Source organism: Odoribacter sp., from assembly GCF_985060555.1.
Window position 1 is genome coordinate 108232 of sequence record NZ_CFKYFN010000037.1, and the last position, 18916, is coordinate 127147.

Annotated in this window: 12 protein-coding genes; 5 read left to right on the forward strand and 7 right to left on the reverse strand. The window is 45.1% G+C overall.

Annotated features, from left to right (window positions below; translation table 11 throughout):
• Positions 1–2: 2 nt before the first annotated feature.
• The 5 genes from AC5RDS_RS05310 to AC5RDS_RS05330 all read right to left on the reverse strand — a co-directional run bounded on the left by AC5RDS_RS05310 (position 3) and on the right by AC5RDS_RS05330 (position 8747).
• The gene (locus AC5RDS_RS05310) at positions 3–1370 is read right to left on the reverse strand and encodes a DUF4959 domain-containing protein (RefSeq protein ID WP_022161177.1); all 1368 of its coding nucleotides are present in this window, start codon (positions 1368–1370) and stop codon (positions 3–5) included.
• A 25-nt stretch (positions 1371–1395) separates the two neighbouring features.
• Positions 1396–3312, reverse strand: coding sequence for a RagB/SusD family nutrient uptake outer membrane protein (locus AC5RDS_RS05315; RefSeq protein WP_022161178.1), 1917 nt, complete (start codon positions 3310–3312; stop codon positions 1396–1398).
• 22 nt (positions 3313–3334) lie between these two features.
• Positions 3335–6796, reverse strand: a complete 3462-nt coding sequence (locus tag AC5RDS_RS05320; RefSeq protein WP_494222241.1) for a TonB-dependent receptor — start codon at positions 6794–6796, stop codon at positions 3335–3337.
• Positions 6797–6911: 115 nt separating this feature from the next.
• Complete coding sequence (locus AC5RDS_RS05325; protein ID WP_494222242.1) at positions 6912–8057, reverse strand: FecR family protein; 1146 nt, start codon at positions 8055–8057, stop codon at positions 6912–6914.
• 96 nt (positions 8058–8153) lie between these two features.
• The gene (locus AC5RDS_RS05330; protein WP_013613310.1) at positions 8154–8747 is read right to left on the reverse strand and encodes an RNA polymerase sigma-70 factor; all 594 of its coding nucleotides are present in this window, start codon (positions 8745–8747) and stop codon (positions 8154–8156) included.
• A 238-nt stretch (positions 8748–8985) separates the two neighbouring features.
• Between AC5RDS_RS05330 and AC5RDS_RS05335 the strand changes: the two genes are divergently transcribed.
• A complete protein-coding gene (locus AC5RDS_RS05335) occupies positions 8986–9525 on the forward strand; it encodes a hypothetical protein (protein WP_013613309.1) in 540 nt (179 codons plus the stop codon).
• Between the two features lie 3 nt (positions 9526–9528).
• A complete protein-coding gene (locus tag AC5RDS_RS05340) occupies positions 9529–10926 on the forward strand; it encodes a calcineurin-like phosphoesterase C-terminal domain-containing protein (protein WP_013613308.1) in 1398 nt (465 codons plus the stop codon).
• Positions 10927–11176: 250 nt separating this feature from the next.
• Here the strand turns inward: AC5RDS_RS05340 and AC5RDS_RS05345 are convergent, their stop codons facing one another.
• Both AC5RDS_RS05345 and rnhB read right to left on the reverse strand, forming a co-directional pair.
• A complete protein-coding gene (locus tag AC5RDS_RS05345; RefSeq protein ID WP_013613307.1) occupies positions 11177–12685 on the reverse strand; it encodes a GH3 auxin-responsive promoter family protein in 1509 nt (502 codons plus the stop codon).
• 89 nt (positions 12686–12774) lie between these two features.
• The gene (rnhB, locus tag AC5RDS_RS05350) at positions 12775–13374 is read right to left on the reverse strand and encodes a ribonuclease HII (protein ID WP_272054585.1); all 600 of its coding nucleotides are present in this window, start codon (positions 13372–13374) and stop codon (positions 12775–12777) included.
• 103 nt (positions 13375–13477) lie between these two features.
• Between rnhB and AC5RDS_RS05355 the strand changes: the two genes are divergently transcribed.
• From AC5RDS_RS05355 to AC5RDS_RS05365, 3 genes are all read left to right on the forward strand, one after another.
• A complete protein-coding gene (locus AC5RDS_RS05355) occupies positions 13478–13936 on the forward strand; it encodes a DUF4268 domain-containing protein (RefSeq protein ID WP_195458032.1) in 459 nt (152 codons plus the stop codon).
• A gap of 94 nt (positions 13937–14030) precedes the next feature.
• Positions 14031–17234, forward strand: coding sequence for a SusC/RagA family TonB-linked outer membrane protein (locus tag AC5RDS_RS05360; RefSeq protein WP_494222243.1), 3204 nt, complete (start codon positions 14031–14033; stop codon positions 17232–17234).
• Positions 17235–17266: 32 nt separating this feature from the next.
• Entirely contained in the window at positions 17267–18697 is a 1431-nt protein-coding gene (locus AC5RDS_RS05365; RefSeq protein ID WP_175315494.1) for a SusD/RagB family nutrient-binding outer membrane lipoprotein, read from the forward strand.
• Positions 18698–18916: the final 219 nt, after the last annotated feature.

Below are 18916 nucleotides of genomic sequence, written 5' to 3' on the forward strand. Positions count from 1 at the left end.
TATCAATCTTTTGCTGTATAAACTTCCAATTCATGCACCGTCACATATTTCTGGTCATTTCCACCCATAAAAGCATTCTCAAAACCTATAGGCGCAAAAAAGACCTCGTTCACCACCACTTTCAGATAGCGGTATTTCTCTCCTTCTGCCGGGCAAGTCAAGGTAATAAAACAAGGTGAAGCCAAATCCAAGGCATCCCGAGAAACAATGAGATAATCCCCATTCTCGTTACAACGTTCACACCAACGTTCCTTATTATCAATTCTCCGGTCTTGTTCGAAATGTGAAATCTCTACCCACGAGGCATCGTCATCTTTCGTTTGGGATGCGTAAAGAGTCACACTGCTCGGTAACTTGCTCGCATAACACAACGTCCACACATCTCCCCATTTCGGAAAAGTTTCATATTGGCCGGGGCCATAGGGCCAACTGGTCCGGACTGCCAACATTCCGTACAGGCGGACCTCTGCCGGTAACTTTTCTTCCATCATATCAATAATAAACAGGGCTTTCCCGGGTTTCTCCGGTGTAGATACCGCCATCGGACCGGCCAAGTAGGTATAAAAACTCGTCCACGATTCAATACCAAAGCTTTGATCTCCTTTTTTATCCCCGTCCAACAAATATTGCTTGCCTAACTTCGCAGTGGGATCTTCCTGGGAAAGTTCCTCCGGATCAGAAAGATTATTCAGACTGACAGGCAACTGTTCTATCGCCAAAGGCACAATGTCTTTCCATACCCTTTCTTTTACCATATTCCCCCGGAAATCCTCTACGCGTACCACAAAATCATAACTGTCCCGTTGCTGTTTGAAAGTATCCCGTATCACCGTATTACCTTTTTTCGGCACAAAACTTTTAAATAAAAGGGTGTCCGGCAGTTTGGTATTCGGATCTTCCCCCACATAAAACAGGTGAGCCATACCTTTCAAATCCTCTTCCAAGTCATAAGACAAAACAAAACCATTACCCCAACCCGGAACGACCTCTAAGTTGTTGATAAAAGCAACCGGTCCGGAATCCCGGGTATCAAAGGTGACTTCTAACGCCTCCGACTCCACATCGTTCCTATCGCACAAAGTCACATAAGCCTTCACCCCTTTCCGCGCCTCATTAAAACCTGTGATAAGCAATGAATCGCAGGCATAACTACCGGTCCGGATCATATCCTTCCCAAACCCGTCCTGGTAGCGTACCCGGATACTGTACACCTTCTCATCCGCCGGTAAACGATAGTGCATCACTGCACCGCCCTCCACCGGAGAAAACGTCAAGCCATCTGCCGGAACCAAAACATCGAAATATGCTTCTTCTTTCTGACAACCCCACAAGACCCAGGCAACAAGCCATATATAAACCAATCTTTTCATAATTATTCCTATTAAATCATTAATATTACCATCCCGGATTCTGTACACAACCGGATATCATCACCTCTTCGCTCTGAAGCGGAAACAGATAATCGCGTGGCGAGATAAACTTCCGTTTTGCCCAAACCCTGACAGGTTCTCTAAAGTTATTATAAAACTCTCTGGCATTCTGCCCGACAATATTCCATCCGTATTGTTCCTCATTCAATTCATCCACTGCGGTCAACCAGCGACGCAGATTCCAAAAACGTCTTCCTTCAAAAGCAAACTCAATATCCCACTCCCGGTGGATAATCTTACGCATTCCTTCCTTCGTCGCCACTTTTCCAGGGTTCTTGGCATAAGTTTCCCAAGCTTCTTTCACATCCGGAATACCGGCACGCCGACGCACTTCGTTCAAAGGCGCATATACATGTTCTTCATCCGGAACCGCCAGATATTCATTCCATGCCTCCGCTTTCATCAAATAAAGATCTGCCAAGCGAATCAATACACAAGGATAATCATTCGTAAAAGCATTATTATAACCTACATTAGAAACTTCGGAATCCGAACCCTTCTTCATCCAATAGCCGGTCAAATTTTGCGGAACAGAATTTGTAATGGAAGCCTCCCGCGTACCAAAACGCTCACCACGGTAAGCCTCTACCAGTACATTCTTTTTACCGAGCTGGTAATAACAACGGTCGGCAGCAATATGCGCATAAAACCGCGGTTCTCTTTTTAAATGCAATTTCAGTACTTTCTCGTCCATAGCCACCACATCCTTATACCTCTTGTCGTCTTCCGTTCCCATCGTATAACGCTCTTCATACTTCCACCACGCCTTATCCTCTTCTATCGGCAAACCGTGTTCCGTATAATACATTTCCACCATTTTCAGACTCGGAGCCACACATCCTTTCATTTCCATATTATAATCCTCATCCGTACTATTGAAATAAGGACGGGTCCATTTCGGCCAGCCTCCATTTACAAAAGACTCATAGCGGAACATATAAATCGCCTCTGCATTTTCAAAATTCAAGGCTATAGCCGATGCTTCAATATCTTTTATCCGGTCTGTAATCTTGTCGCTCTCACTCGAAATCAGATATTTTCCTCCCCGGTTACAAATAAGTAAGGCCGAATCGACAGCCTCCGCTGCATATCTCCACTTTTCCGGATCTTTCTGCTGGCTGAACAACTTCTCGCCCTTACTATTCACAAAACCGCTATAAGCCGGGTTACCGTTGAACAAAGGCGAAGCTGCATAAAACAAGGTCATCGCCTTCAAGGCTGCAGCCGACTCCAGGCTATGGTAAGCCCACCGGCTTCTCTCTTTATCTTTCATCAAAGGCAAATCTTTCATCGCTTCATCCAAAAGGCTTACAATCTCTTCAACACAAACATCTACCGGACTTCTTTCCTTTTTCATATCCTCGACCGGAACACCCGGATCGATATTCTCGTCCATCACAACAAAAGGTCCGTAATGACGCAAAAGCTCAAAATAATAATAGGCTTTCAAAGCCTTGATTTCAGCTACCCACAACTTCTTTTCAGCATCCGTCATATTATAAACTCCCCACACTTTTTCAAGAAAAGTATTACAATAACGGATACTGTTATACACAGCATCCCGACGCCACATATTACAGTATGGATCGAACGTACGCTGCAGACCATCCGCGATATACAAACCACTCCAGTTAAAACCGCTCTCCCGCAAATAAGTTCCCGCAACCACTTCATCCGTCCCCATATAAGCCGGATTCGAAATTACGGAAGTGGTAAACGGACTGACCCAGAAATGACAATACTTGAACCAATTCTCCGTTTGGTCCCGTTTCTCAAAGTTACTCTCGATACTTTCAATATTTCCCTCCGGTACAACATCCAAAAATGTACACCCCGGAAATAACAAGACCAAACCAATCAATAATATATTTACATATTTCATAGATAACCACCTTATATTTATATTAGAAACTAAAGTTTAACCCAACGGTATAAGTCTTTTGTATCGGATAGTTAAACGCATCCTCACCCAACTCGACATCCCAAAGCTTGAAATTGGAAATCAGGAAAGGATTGTTCGCCCGCACAAAAAACTTCATATTTTGCAGTCCCCAACGTTCCATCAATTTCTTTGGCATATTGTACGCCAACTCCAACGAAGTACATCTCAGGAAACGGCATTCCCGCATGAAATAAGTACTCTTGCGAACCTCTGTTGCATTTTTATTATACCAATCCTCCTCCGGCGAATGTTCAATCAAATTTTGGGTCGATAAACGAGGCCAGAAAGGTTTCCGGATCATATTATCTTCCGACCAGTGATCCTTATAAATAGCTGTCAACATCGCATGGTCATCCACAAAAGGAGACAATTCGCTCGGGTCCATAAAGAAAGAACGTTTCCCCGACCCCTGAAAAGCAAAACTGAACTCAAAATTACTGTAATTGACAAAACCTGAAAAGCCATAGGTCACACGCGGAGTCTCCGGAAAACCGATATAAGTCACATCATTCACATCAATCTTTCCGTCGTTATTCAAATCCCGGTAACGGATATCTCCTGGCTGGGGCGATCCTGCCTGTACCGGAGCATTTTCGATTTCCGCCTGATCCTGGAAGAGTCCGTCCGAAATATAACCGATTTTCTGCGAAATCTCTTTCCCCACCATTCTTTGCCATGCCGGCTTATTCATCGCTTCCTCGATTTCTTTATACACAACCTTATTATAAGTCAAAGTACCGTTCAGAATCACCCACAAATCTTTGTTAAAAGCATGCTGGATCTTACCCGAAAAGTCTATACCCCTCGACCGGGCCTTACCCATATTATCCAATTGTGGAAGAGCAATACCCGCATGTGCCGGAACAGAGGCACGGTAGCCAATGATATTGTGACGGATCTCCTGGTAAGCATCCAGATTAAACTCAACAACCCCTTTGAACAACTTGGTCTCCAAACCGAAATTCACCTGCTCCGCCACTTCCCACTTCAAATTCGGATTCGCATATCCCTGTACAATCCTGTAAATCGTTGGTCTGCCTCCCGGTTCCGGATTCAATACATTCGTCAAGGTACCCATCGTCTGCAAAAACAAAAAGCGGGGAACCTTAATCACTCCGTCGTTGCCTACCTTGCCATACGAAACCCGCAGCTTCAAAAAGTTCAGCCAATGGGCTGTCCCGTTCATAAAGGGTTCGCTCGATATCACATACGCCAGGCCACCTGCCGGGAATAACCCCCAACGGTTACTCTTTGCAAAACGTTCCGATGCGTTATAACCAAAACTTGCCTCTACAAAATAACGGTCTTTAAACCCATACGTTCCACGCATTGAAAACATCATGTTCCGTTGCGGCATACCTGTCAAGACATTAGACACCGGCGTAAACGTATAATCTTGTGCCTGGAACACTCCTGTCAGTGAGGTCTGATGCTCTTTCCATGCTGCCGTATGCAAAGCACGTGCCTCATACGTAACACGCGTCTCTGTCGTCGAAGCCTTGGCTGTGGGGTCTATGGACAAGGCATAACTGGCACCAAAAGGAGACAAATCCTGCAACCGGTGTTTGCCTGTTTCAAAATCATAATTCAACAAAGAATATTTGAAAGGATTGGTTGTAAAACCAGTTGTATAATATCCGGCCTGTGACACTGCCACACTCCCCCGCAACTCCAACCCCTTTACCAGGCTCGATAAGTTATGGATATACTCCGCCCGATTGGTCGTAGAATAGCGAGTCCGTTCCAGATATCCTTTCTGAATCATCATATAAGGATTCTCCTGATTTGCCTCTGTCGTACCGAAACGCAAATGCGGCCACCCATAATTCTCATCTCCCGGATATAAAGGGGCAAAATCTACCGGCGAAGCATTAAACGCTAACTCATACGCCTGATTGACACTAGTCAAAGGACCATGGTATTTATCTATAGTTGTCGACGAATTAATCAATAATTTAATACCGGCTTTCAAATCAATCGTCAAATTCACACGAAAAGCCGTTTGATTATTCGTAATATTACAATCGAAGTCATTCAACTTATCTGTCTTCAACATCCCCTGATCACGGTTGTAATTCACCGAAGCATAGTACTGAATTACCTTCGAACCTCCCCGGATATTCAAACCCGCATGGTGGTTCACATTATAGTTTTTGAATAAAATCTTATACCAGTCATTCGCCGGATAAACCCAAGACGGATACTTTCCCGAGCGGGTCCGGTTGATACGTTCCACACTATATTTCGGCGTTGCCAACGGATCCCGGGTCAAAAGCGCCCGGTTATACATTTTCATATAATCCACCGGATCCACCACATCGATACGCTTTGTCGGCATTGAAAACACCGTCTCGTAACGTGCTGTCGCATACACACTCCCCTCCTGTCCTTTTTTCGTCGTCACCAAAATCACTCCGTTCGCACCACGTGCACCGTACATCGCCGTAGCCGAAGCATCCTTCATCACACTGAATGTTTCGATATCTTCCGGAGCTATACGTGCCAAATCCAGCTTCGACGATTCTACGCCATCCAACAAAATCAAGGGGTCCACATTCGCCCCTGTCTGAAACGACGTAATACCACGGATATAAAATTTCGTATTCATTTCATCTTCCGTTAAAGCCGCCGGCAATCCCCCTGTCTGCCAGCCTACCATACCGGCGATCTTACCGGCAAAGCTGCTTGTCAAGTCACTGTTTGACGACTTCAGGTCCATCGGACGTACTGTCGTAATTGCCGACACGACACTCTCTTTTTTCTGTTGTCCGAAAGCCACCACCGTCACCTCTTCCAAATCCTCCGACGCCGGACTCAAAATCACGTTCAAATGTTTATTCTCCTTCACCGGCACCACTTCTGTTTTATAACCGATAAAAGATATCGTCAATACATCGTCCGGACGAGTCATCAAAGAATATTTACCGTCGACATCCGTCGCCACACCTTGTGTCGTTCCATGAATCACAACTGTAGCCCCAACCACTGGATTACCATCCTTATCCGTCACCTTGCCACTCACCGTAATCATCTCTATCTTCGCCACCTCCTGCTGTACCCGTCTCTCACGAATCGTAATCAAATCCTGCTGAATAGCATATTCCAGCCCTACCGGCGTCAATACCTGTTCCAACACCTCCCGCAGATCTAAATTACGTGCCCGCACACTCACTCTACCCTTCGATTTCACCAGCTCGCTGTTGTAAAAAAAATCATACTTCGTTTGCTTTTTCAACTCGGTTATCACCTCATTCAGCGTGACATCCGTCATGTTCACCGTAACCATCGCTCTCTCCTGAGCATGTCCCCTGTAACCAGAAACGAGACAGGTACTCCACAACAGGATTACCAGAAAAGTTTTTAAGATTAACATCCGCCTGCACACAAAATGCCCTGGCGATGCTGTGTCCTGCATTTTTTTCATAAATTTGCTGTGTTTAAATTAAAATTGAATACCTCCGTTTCTTGCAAGGATTTCCGGAGGTATCTTGAACTCCGGCAGGCAGAGGATTGATCAGATCCACTGCCTGCTTTTTCTTTTATCTCTTCCGGACCAAAATCCGGTCATTCTTCACCTCAAACACGACATCCCCCGTGTATTCCAACATCTTCACCAAATCCGCCACCGTCTCATAGCGCTGCAAGCGCCCACTGAACTTTAACCGTTTCAATTCCGGTTCTTCAAAATCCACTCCTACAGCATACCACCGTCCCAGCAACGGCATCAATTCCCCCAACTCCATCTCCTCAAATTCATAATACCCGTCTTTCCACGAGGTAAACAAATGTGTGTCCACCTTTTTATACTCAGTCTCACCCGTTCCCTTCGAATAAGCCACCTGCATTCCCGGTTCCATCACAAACAACCGACCTCCGCAAACCGCTTCTACCTTCCCCTCTACCAAAGTTGTCCTGACCCACTCCCCTTCCGGGTAAGCATTCACATTGAATACAGTCCCCAATACCTTCACCTCCACCTCCTCCGTTTTCACCACAAAGGGATGTTCCGCATCCTTTGTCACTTCCAGATAAGCTTCCCCATTCAAATACACTTCCCGGCTCCCTCCTTCAAAATGATCCGGATACCTCAACGTCGTCCCCGCATTCAAAAATACCTTGGTCCCGTCCGGCAATACAATACTATATTTTTCCCCATAAGGAACATTCAGCGTATAATACTCCGCTTTCTTCGTCTCCTGCCCTCCCAACTCTACAATCAGCGTTCTATTCTCCGTCCGCATCTCTCCGCAACTGTCCGACACCACCCTTACCTTATCGTCCCCCAATACCCGCCTCTCTCCATTCGGCAACACCAACTCTGTCCTACCCTCTACCGTTCTTCCGCCTACCACAACCACCTGTTCTCTTTCCACTCCCCGGATCGATAACCATCCTCCGATTCCCAACGCCACCACCACAGCCGTCCCGGATATCCACCGCAATAAACGTTTCCGCCCCCGGGCCCGCCGCTCCAACCCCTTCTTCCTCCGGTCCACCAACACTCTCCACATCCCCTCCACCTCATCTTCCTGCTGTGTAAAATCCAGTCTGGCAACAGCACCGACCTTCTCCCTCACCCGCGTAAAAGCAGAATCCGTACAGACTTGCTCCCACTCCTCACTTCCCGGCTCAACCTCACCCTCCAACAAAGCACGCAACCATCTCTTTTCCTCTTGTTCTACCATAAGTCTATTTTTTATAAAGGCTTTAACTATCTTTTCCTATCTTCTAAACAAGAAGATAGCCGATCAGGGTGAAAAGAAAAATACTTTTTTTGAAAATTATTTTTGCATCAATATAAACAATACTCCCCCAGCAGTCCACTCCCACACAAAATTTTGCCCTCCTAATTCTAATTTCAACTTCCTGTACGCCAACTTAATCTGTGTCTTCACCGTATTCACCGACACTCCCATTTTCTCCGACACTTCTTTATAACTCAACCCATCTACGCATCCCAAAATAAAAATTTCCCTGCATTTCTCCGGCAAACCATCCACCACTTTCCGCAAACGGGCATATTGCACCTCAAACTCCTCCTCCTCATCTGCCGGCACTTCTTCCCCTTCCTCCTCCGTCATTCGTTTTTCCAACAAATAACGTTCCTTCACTTTCTCATGCACCTGATAATTAAGACAAGCATTTTTCACCAAACGTAACAAATAAGGATAAATAGCCCCCGTACACTGAATCTTCCCCCGCTGTTCCCACAAAGTAATAAACGTTCCCTGCACAATATCCCTGGCTTCCTCCCGGTTATTCACAAACCCCATCGCATAAAAAAACAGCTGTTCCGCATAAGTATGAAACAGCACATCGAAAGCCTCCCAACATCCCTCCTGCACCCGCCGGAATAACATCGCTTCCTCTGTCATAGAATTACTGAAAATACCTGAACAAATATAATAATAATATGTCGGGAAAAAAAGTCCATGTTTCCGAAACAAAAATAGGAAACCGAAGGGAAAAAACAAACATGTAACTAACTTTCTTATCCAAACCTACGGTACCCCAAATTTAACCGAATCGAAATAATTTATTCACCAGGCTGTAATTTCTCTGTTCTTACTTTGCATTGAAAAATAAGGAAAATCACATTGAATAAAAAAGAATATGAAAATTACAATTTTATTTTTAGCACTTATCGCATTAGGGTTCTCGGTAAAAGCTCAACGGATGGCTCTGGCCGATAACAAGACACATGGAACGACTGCAGCTTCAGCCAGTACTCCTATACCGGCGAAAACTCCTCAATTTGTATTCACCAATTATGGGATCGACCTGAATCATGCAGACCTGAAAGAATATCCCCAGCACTTCCTCGGGGATCGGATTGCCCGCAAACTGTATGCTACTCAGAAAGTATATGTCCGCCGGCATACAGCAACGGTAGGATTCACCGATAACACGATGGAAATCTATAAACCCGCGATTTATAACTCGGTTATGAAGCTGGACAGTTATTTCAAAAAAGCAGTCCGCCGGCAGGAAATCAACGAACAAACAGCTACGGCAGAACTGTCGAAATGCCTGGATGCAGCCTTTGTCGCTTACTATGAGGAAGAAACCGGAGAGCTCGAAAAAGCCCTGAAAAAGGCCAAATCTCCTGAAGAAATATTAACTGTTTTCAATTCTATCTTAATCAAAGAATAAATCATGAACCTGACAATTTGTTTATCGGCAGCATTTCTGATTCTCAGTCATGCTGCTTTCTGTATGCCTATCCGTGGACAGGTAAAAGCAGGAAATAAAGGATTATCCCATGTCGTCATCACCGACGGAATAAATTTCACCCAGACAGACACAAAAGGGAATTTCCTACTCGACACCGACCAGGAAGCCCGTTTCGTTTACCTCCTGACCCCGGATGGATATGTGGCCGATTACCGATCGGGAACTCCTGAATTTTATCTGCCTTTGGATCCGGAAAAAGAAGATTATATCTTCCAGCTGACCGAGACAGGAAAAAGGAGTCATCATATCCTGCTAGCCATCGCGGACGTACAAACCAAAACGGATGAACAGTTCCAGCGTTTCCAGACCCAAAGTATTCCCGACCTGCAAGAGATGATTGCAAGTTATCCCCCGGCTACACCGGTCACCGGAATCAGTCTGGGAGATATCGTCTGGGATCATTTCGAACACTTCCCGGTCTACAAAAAAGAAATGGCCCGACTAAAGATACCTTTCTATCCCGTTATCGGTAATCATGATCATGATAAGGAAATCTTGTCGGACAAAGCTTCTGCCCACACCTACGAAAAATATTTCGGTCCGGCTTATTACGCTTTTCAATTAGGAAAAGTCTATTGCATTGTACTCGACAACATCCTCTACGAGGGAAATAAAAAATATACCGAAGCCCTGACGGAGGAACAAATTCAATGGGTAGGCCAACTTTTAAAGTACCTTCCGGAAAATGCTCCAATCCTCATCGCCACCCATTCCCCTTTTTATTATGCTGACCGGGGTATCATCCCCGGCGGAGAAGAATTGTTCGGTATTTTGAAAAACCACCCTGTCAGTCTGATCTCAGGGCATACCCACCTGAATTCCAACCATGAAATCAAACCCGGTATTATCGAACACAATATAGGAGCCATCTGCGGAACCTGGTGGACAGCCGATGAAAATCGTGACGGTACCCCTAACGGTTATGATGTTTTCGAAATTACAGGCTCGGAAATAGAATGGTTTTATAAATCCGTAGGCCATGAGCGCAACTGGCAATTTAAAGTATTTCCCCGGGGAACTGTGAAAGAAAAACCGAACAGCGTCATTGCCAAGGTCTGGAACTGGGATAAAAAATGGCAGGTGAAATGGTATGAAGACGGAGCCGCTAAAGGGGCAATGCAACGTTTTAACGGCTATGATCCCGATTATCTGGAATATGTCGGCCGATTGAAGACCGAGAAATATACCCAACCCCAGGAATCTTTCTTTTATTTTGAAGCTACTCCATCTGAAAAAGCCCGGGAAATCGAGATCGAAGTCACCGACCGTTTCGGACATATTTTTCCCCGGCAAAAAGTGGTACTCCTCCCCGATAAATAAACCTTCCGGCCATGAAACCGGTATACTCCCACAGCCTCCGGTATAACTCATTCAACAATAAAACAGCCGGAAAACAGCACAGGGGATGGTCTGGAAAAACCGTTGTCTGACCGGCACAAAGCCGCCGGATACAGTTTGGGGAAGCTATCACTTCCCCTCCAATTTTCACAACAAAGCTACCGGTCCGGCTTTAAAAGCTGTAGGCCTACAATCTATAAGCCCCTCCGGAGGCCCTGTCCCTGTCCGAATTTTATTTCCGGTCCAGCAGCAATAACTCTTCAAGATGTGTCCGGTCATTCCAAAGCCGGGGCACTTTGTGTTGTCCTCCCAGTTTACCTTTCTCTTTAAGCCAGTCGTTGAAAAGTCCGGGACGGGCGATATGCAGGCGTAAACGCTCCAGAGATAACAACCGTTTGGCTTCATAATCGGAATTTAATTTTTGAAGTTCCTGATCCAGGATACCGGCAAAATACTCCGGATCGGCAGGAGGTGTATTGAACTCGATCAACCATTCGTGAGCGCCTTTTTTCCCTTCTTCCATAAAGACAGGAGCCGCAGTAAATTCGTAAACATCTGCGCCGGTCTCTGCACATGCCCGTTTGAGCGCTTCTGTTGCATTATCGATGATCAGTTCCTCTCCAAAAGCATTGATAAACAATTTTGTGCGACCGGTAATCCTGAACTTATACGGTTTAACCGAAGTAAATTGAATGGTATCTCCGATCATATAACGCCATAACCCTCCATTGGTCGTAATGATAAGCGCATAATTGACCCCGGTTTCCACTTCTTCCAATAATAAAGTCCGGGGTTTGGTTTTACCGAGCTCACTCATAGGGAGAAATTCATAGTAAACCCCATAGTCCAACATCAGCAACATAGAAGCATCTTCCGGATCATCCTGTAAACCGAAGAAACCTTCCGAAGCGTTGTAGGTTTCCAGATACTTCATCTTAGGATCGGGCAGAAGACGTTTGTATTGTTCCCGGTAAGGAATAAAACTAATCCCACCATGAATAAACAACTCCAGGTTAGGCCACACTTCATGCAGGTTGCTTTTTCCTGTTTTTTCTAAAATTTTATGAATGACCGTCAGAAACCAGGAAGGAACTCCTGCCAGGCAACGGACATCTTCTTTGATCGTCGTCTCACATATCTTCTCGATTTTCTCCTCCCAATTACTCATCAGCATGATAGATGAATCGGGGGTTTTCATCATATTGGCCCAAAAAGGGGTATTAGAAATCATAATGGCCGACAAATCACCGTACTGGCAATGGCTATTACTTTTAGAAACCTCGCTACTCCCCCCCAAAGCCAGAGTCTTTCCACTAAATACCTGTGCTTCCGGATAGAGCCTGTTAAAAATAGCGATGACATCTTTTCCCCCTCTGAAATGACAATTTTCAAGTACAGAAGGACTTACCGGGATGAACTTACTTTTGGCATCGGTAGTCCCCGACGATTTGGCGAACCATTTGATCTCTTCGGGCCAAAGCAAATTATTCTGCCCTTCCATAGTCCGCAGGACCAGATCCCGGATGTCTTCATAATGGACGATCGGTAAACGCTCCCGGTATTGTTCGGCAGTCAAAATAGTGTTGAAGTGATATTTCCGACCATATTCGGTGTTTGCTGCCAGAGTTAATAATTCCTGTAACGTATCCCGTTGTACTTTTATCGGATTGGCCTTGAAAAAGTCAATCTGTGCCAACCGTTTCTGGGTGAAAATACTTAATATCGAATTGATGAAAGCCATATAAAAAGTAAAAGTTTAAAAGGTAAAGGCTAAAAGCAATAAACTAAATACAAAAGAAGGGAGCAAGTTTTAATGCATAGGTTCTTATTTTAAAATTGAATTTTTAACTGTGAGTCCAATAAAGTAAAACTGGTACGATGAAATTCCGTAACTCCAGCCTGTTCGATTCCTTTCCGGTGTTCCTGTGTCGGATACCCCTTGTTTTTTTTCCAATTGTAAACGGGAAAAAGAGCATGAAGGTTTTCCATATATTCGTCCCGGTGAGTTTTTGCAAGCACGGAAGCCGCTGCTATGGACATATATTTACCGTCACCTTTAACAATACAAAGGTGAGGAATATCTCTGTATTTTTTAAAACGGTTACCGTCGACAATGATGTGTCCGGGGCGTACTTTCAATTGGTCTAAAGCCCGGTGCATCGCCAGAATAGAAGCATTCAGAATATTGATCTTGTCGATTTCGTGATTATCGACACTAGCCACAGCCCAAGCCAAAGCTTCCCGTTCGATGACCGGACGGAGCCCGGCCCGTTGTTTTTCCGAAAGCTGCTTAGAGTCATTGAGCAATTCGTTGGAAAAATTATCCGGCAGGATTACGGCAGCAGCAAAAACAGGACCTGCCAGACATCCCCTCCCGGCTTCGTCACATCCGGCCTCTATACTGTGATAATCGTATTTTAGTTCTAACATAAGCAATTAAACTAAGGCATAGACATTATAAACTTTCGCCCAATTAATTCTATCTTTGCAAAGATAATTATTTTCATTTTTTTATATTCAATTTTCAACGATTATGTGGTCGAAGGAGGAAGCAAAAGAGCTTAAAATCAATTTTTGGAATGGATTTAAACGCTATTGTTCCAAACATAAGATTTACCGGAAATGGGTGTTGACAGGAGTTAAAATCAAGTCTACCCAACTCAAATTTTATGCCGATGAACAAAAAGCTCTGGTATTGTTCCAAATCGACCATAAAAACGATTTGAGAAGATACGAAATCTACGAATGCTTTCAGTCTTACCGGAAACTCATGGCAGCGGATTGCGGGGAGGATCTGCATTGGGACGAAGATTACCTCGGCATGGGCGAACGCCCGTTAAGTGTGATTTATTTCGAATTGAAAGATGTCAATCTATACCATCCCGCGGACTGGGATAAAATATATGCTTTCTTCGCTGAAAAAATGCCGTTATTGGAAGAAGCTTACTGGGAATACCGCGATCTGATCAATGAGAGGATAAAAAATAGTTGAGTCGTGACGGGTTAACGGAATCTTCACTTTTTTGTAATGATTCCGTTTTTTCTTGAATATACTTTTACACCTGTAAAAAATAATTAAAATTACTATGAAAAGTAGGTGTAAAATCAGTATGACAAAACGAATTTTTACGACTTTATGGGTCTTATGTCTTGCCTGTAAGTTAGGTTTCGGGCAAGATATGGTGTTATCGGGCACCGTTAAAGATGTACAGGGAAGTCCGATGCCCGGGGTAGCCGTCCTGATAAAAGGAACAACGCTGGGAGTGGTAACACAAAATGACGGAACTTATTCTTTATTTATGGGGCAAGCAGATAAAGATGCAGTGCTCGTTTTCAGCTTTTTAGGCTTTAAAACACAGGAATTGAAATGGAACGGCAAAACAGTGATCGATGTTACCCTGGAAGAAGAACGGCAAGAACTGGAAGGCGTAGTAGTCACAGCTTTAGGGATTAAGAGAGAAGAAAAAGGCCTGGGCTATTCCACCCAAACCGTTACTGAAAAGATGATGTCCGATGCGACACCGACCAACTGGGCTTCTGCATTGGTCGGAAAAGTAGCCGGAGCAAATATCCTGTCGACTTCTTCCGGTCCGATCTCCTCCGCCCGGATTACTTTACGCGGGGATGCTTCTCTGAATATCGACGGCAACAATGCCTTGATCGTATTGGACGGAGTGCCTTTAAACAGTCAGATGACAGGTGATGGCTCGAACTCCTACGGAGCCGGAGGTGGTGGTGACGTACCGGTAGATTACGGGAATGGCATAGCCGATATCAATCCGGATGACATCGCCAGTATCCAGGTGCTGAAAGGAGCTACCGCAGCTGCTTTATACGGAAGCCGGGCAGCCAATGGAGTGATGCTCGTGACGACGAAATCAGGCGTGAATAAAAAGAAAAAATACCTGGGAGTGACTTTTAATTCCAACTCCAGTTTCGACCGGGTATTACACTGGCCTGAATTCCAGGAAGAATATGGTCAAGGTGATTTAAAGACCAATGCTTCGGGCAAACTGTATTACTCTTACGGAGATTCTGAAGACGGAGCCGCTTCAGGCAATGTAGCTCTTTCGTTCGGGCCTAAACTGGACGGTTCGCTCTATTATCAATACGACCCCGAAACCCAACAGATGGGTACGGTCCGTACCCCATGGGTGAAGAGAAATCATCGTAAAGCATTCTGGCAGACAGGTTATACACTCGTCAACAGTATTGCGATCGACGGTTCGTCGGAAAAAAGTGCCGTTCGCCTATCGCTTACTTATACCAAAAATGAGTGGATCATGCCGAACACGGGTTTTAACCGGATCGCCGTATCGGGCTCCTTCCAAAACCAGGTAACCGATAAGTTAAGAGTTTCCGCCAAGGTCAATTATGTCAAACGGCAAAGCGATAATCTGCCGGCAACGGGATATAACAACTCCTCTATCCCTTATTTTATGATCCTGACCAATCCGAGCGTCGATGTACGCTGGTACCAACAACGCTGGGTGAAAGGGAAAGAAGGACGGGAAATATTGCGTCCGTTCAGTCCCTGGTTGGACAATCCTTACGTTATCGCCTACGAATGTCTGAATCCGATGGAAAAACACGGTGTTGTCGCAACCGGTTCGATCATCTATGAATTTTCACCGAAATGGGAATTGATGATCCGTTCCGGTATCGACCTGAGTTTCGATACCCGCGAAATGATCCGTCCTTATGGTCTGAAGAATTTCCCCAAAGGATATTACCAGCAACAAGATGTATTCAGCTACGAAAACAATACGGACGTTCTACTTACCTACCGGAACCAATTGAGCAACAGTTTCAATCTGAGTGTATCGGTAGGAGCCAACCGGATGGACAATAAATACAAAATGCAACAGGCTTACGTAAAAGACCTGATCACTCCGGGAGTTTATAAACTGAGTAACGGAGTCGCTGCCCCGATCACCACCTTTACGGAAAGAAACAAACGGGTAAATAGTGTGTACGGCACAGCCACCTTATCTTATGCCAATAAGATCTTTCTGGATGTAACCGGACGGAACGACTGGTCGAGTACACTCCCCTCCGGCAACAACTCTTTTTTCTATCCTTCTGTGAGTACGAGTTTTATACTTTCAGACCTATTCCGCCTACCCGAACAAATATCGTTTGCCAAGTTGAGAGCTTCCTGGGCACAGGTAGGAAATGATACCGATCCCTATAAAACAGCCAAATATTATAATACCTCTGCCTTTCCGGGATCGGCTTCCGTATCTCCCACGCTTTACAATGCCAGATTCAAACCCGAAATCTCCAATAGCATAGAGGTCGGACTGGATTGGCGGATGTTCAAGCAGCGTTTCGGACTGGATCTGGCTTTTTATAACAATATCACCCGGAATCAGATTCTCGACGTACCGATGGATCAAACGACCGGTTATACCAAAGCAACGATGAACTCCGGGAAAGTGCGTAACCGCGGTATCGAACTACAACTGGACGGAACCCCGGTAAAAACAAAAAATTTCACCTGGAATTCAACTTTTACCTGGGCGAAAAATTACAACAAGGTATTGTCCCTGGCAGCCGGTTTGACCGATGGACAGACCATTGCTTATACAGGAGGTACTAATTGTGCCCTGATTGCAAAAGTAGGTGGTTCTATCGGTGATATTTACGGTTATAAACTAAAACGGGCCCCTGACGGACAAGTTGTTTGGAAAGACGGGATCACGGCCCGGACAACCGAATTCGAATATGTAGGGAATGCCTATCCCGCCTGGAAAGCCGGTTTCTCGAACGAGTTTTCTTACAAAAATTTCCGGGTAAGCATATTGTTCGACGGTCAATGGGGAGGTATCGTTTATTCCCAGACTCACCATAAAATGACCGAACACGGAACATTGAAACATACCCTGAAATACCGGGAAAACCCCAATTTTGAAGTCGTCGGTGAAGGTGTGATGCTGGATGAACGGGGGCAGTATGTACCCAACAATGTACCGATCTCTGTATCCAAATACTACGCCGATTATTGGAGGCGTGCCAATGTAGAGACCAACTCTTTCGACGCTTCTTTCCTGAAGCTCCGGGAAGCCCGTATCGAATATACGATTCCCTCGGCGGGGTTGAATAAGATCGGTATCGAACGCCTGACCCTCGCCTTGTACGGGCGTAATCTGGCCATGTGGACAAAAGATTTCCCGGTATACGATCCGGAAGTCGCAACCCTGAATAACGGTACCATCGTTCCGGGTTCGGAAATGGGACAATTACCTTCTACCCGAACCATGGGCTTTAATCTGACACTGAAATTCTGATCATCGTTCGTTAATATTTTAAAAATAGATTTATGTTACGAAAAAAAATAATAGGCCTATTGCTATTGGCAACCGGATGGACTGCTTGTACCCAAAACTTCGACGAGATCAATACCGATCCCAACCGACTGGAAAAAATCGACCCTTCGACTCTGATGACGCCCACCCTTTACGATTTAGCCAATTTCAATTATAACCGGGCCCATAGTTTTACCCATCATTTGATGCAGTTTATGGTCACCACCAGTACTACCGGCGGAGTACATCGTTATGCGGATTTACAGAATGCCGGAAATTCTACCTGGAATACTTATTATCTCCAGCTGACCAATATCAAAGAAATGTATGAATTGGCCGTCGGTGCAGAAAGTAAAAATTATCAGGCGGTAGCCTTGACCTTGAGAGCCTGGGTATATGCCAATCTGACCGACTGCTTCGGAGATGTTCCGATGACTGAAGCTTGCCGGGGAGACGAAGGAATCTTAACTCCGAAGTTCGATACCCAGCAAAAAGTCTACGAACAGGTATTAAGTGATCTGGAAACGGCAAATTCACTTTTCGATGAATCCGAAAGTTTATCTTCTACCGATTTATTATACGACGGGGATGTCAGGAAATGGAGAAAATTCGCCAATTCGCTGCACATGCGAAGTTTACTGAGGCTTTCGAAACGTTCGGAGATGAACAGTCTGGCCAAATTAGCGGAGATGATCGGAAATCCGGTAAAGTATCCGGTATTTGAAAACAATGCAGACGGAGCTTTATTGCCGATATCCGGTATCTCGCCGTACGACTCACCCATTAGCCGGCTCGAAGATTTTCGTTCCAATAAAGCGATGGCTTCCTTTTTTGTAAATACACTGGTGGAGTTGAACGATCCGCGTCTTCCTATTTTTATGGATGAAGCCACCAAAAACGACGGTAGCCAGGAGAAGATCGGTTATAAAGGTTATCCGAGCGGATTTGCTGCCACCGAACGATTCGATTACAATGCTTCCAATATTAATGCAACATTAGGTACGGCACCGATGAAAGTGCTTTTTATGACTTATGCCGAAGTTGAATTCATCAAAGCTGAAATGGCCTGGCGGGGACTGATCACAGACCAGGCAGCCCCCCACTACCGGAAAGCCGTAGAAGCGATAATCGAACAATGGGGAGGGGTAGTCCCCGGAGACTATTTCGACAACCACAAAGCCACATACGACGGGACACTCGAACGGATACTACTTCAAAAACATCTGGCCGCTTTCTTCTGTGATTATCAGGCCTGGTTCGAATACCGCCGTACAGGTCTCCCGGAAATGAAACCCGGAGCAGGCATGGATAACAACAAAATGGTCCCCGTACGGTTCAACTATCCGGCCACCCTCCAACAAACCAATAAAACCAATTACGAGGCCGCAGTAAAATCGCTGGGAGGACCTGACGATATCAACACCAAAGTCTGGTGGGAAAAATAATATCGCTCAACTACACCAGAATATAGAGAAAACCGCTGACTTGCCCGAAGTTTTGGACAAATCGGCGGTTTATTCCATCGGTCAGACGAATGATACCGTACCCGATCCCTTTTTCTATTTAGGGACATTCAGTAAATACTATAAAATTAGCCAACTAATTCATACATAAAATATTGCGAATTAGTTGGCTTTTTTGTATCTTTAGGTATTCCCCCGCAA

What these genes read in the sequence shown, in the direction of transcription:
- AC5RDS_RS05310 (WP_022161177.1), bottom strand. Translation starts at nt 1,370, where the DNA reads ATGAAAAGATTGGTTTATATATGGCTTGTTGCCTGGGTCTTGTGGGGT.
- AC5RDS_RS05315 (WP_022161178.1), bottom strand. Translation starts at nt 3,312, where the DNA reads ATGAAATATGTAAATATATTATTGATTGGTTTGGTCTTGTTATTTCCG.
- AC5RDS_RS05320 (WP_494222241.1), bottom strand. Translation starts at nt 6,796, where the DNA reads ATGAAAAAAATGCAGGACACAGCATCGCCAGGGCATTTTGTGTGCAGG.
- AC5RDS_RS05325 (WP_494222242.1), bottom strand. Translation starts at nt 8,057, where the DNA reads ATGGTAGAACAAGAGGAAAAGAGATGGTTGCGTGCTTTGTTGGAGGGT.
- AC5RDS_RS05330 (WP_013613310.1), bottom strand. Translation starts at nt 8,747, where the DNA reads ATGACAGAGGAAGCGATGTTATTCCGGCGGGTGCAGGAGGGATGTTGG.
- AC5RDS_RS05335 (WP_013613309.1), top strand. Translation starts at nt 8,986, where the DNA reads ATGAAAATTACAATTTTATTTTTAGCACTTATCGCATTAGGGTTCTCG.
- AC5RDS_RS05340 (WP_013613308.1), top strand. Translation starts at nt 9,529, where the DNA reads ATGAACCTGACAATTTGTTTATCGGCAGCATTTCTGATTCTCAGTCAT.
- AC5RDS_RS05345 (WP_013613307.1), bottom strand. Translation starts at nt 12,685, where the DNA reads ATGGCTTTCATCAATTCGATATTAAGTATTTTCACCCAGAAACGGTTG.
- rnhB (WP_272054585.1), bottom strand. Translation starts at nt 13,374, where the DNA reads ATGTTAGAACTAAAATACGATTATCACAGTATAGAGGCCGGATGTGAC.
- AC5RDS_RS05355 (WP_195458032.1), top strand. Translation starts at nt 13,478, where the DNA reads ATGTGGTCGAAGGAGGAAGCAAAAGAGCTTAAAATCAATTTTTGGAAT.
- AC5RDS_RS05360 (WP_494222243.1), top strand. Translation starts at nt 14,031, where the DNA reads ATGAAAAGTAGGTGTAAAATCAGTATGACAAAACGAATTTTTACGACT.
- AC5RDS_RS05365 (WP_175315494.1), top strand. Translation starts at nt 17,267, where the DNA reads ATGTTACGAAAAAAAATAATAGGCCTATTGCTATTGGCAACCGGATGG.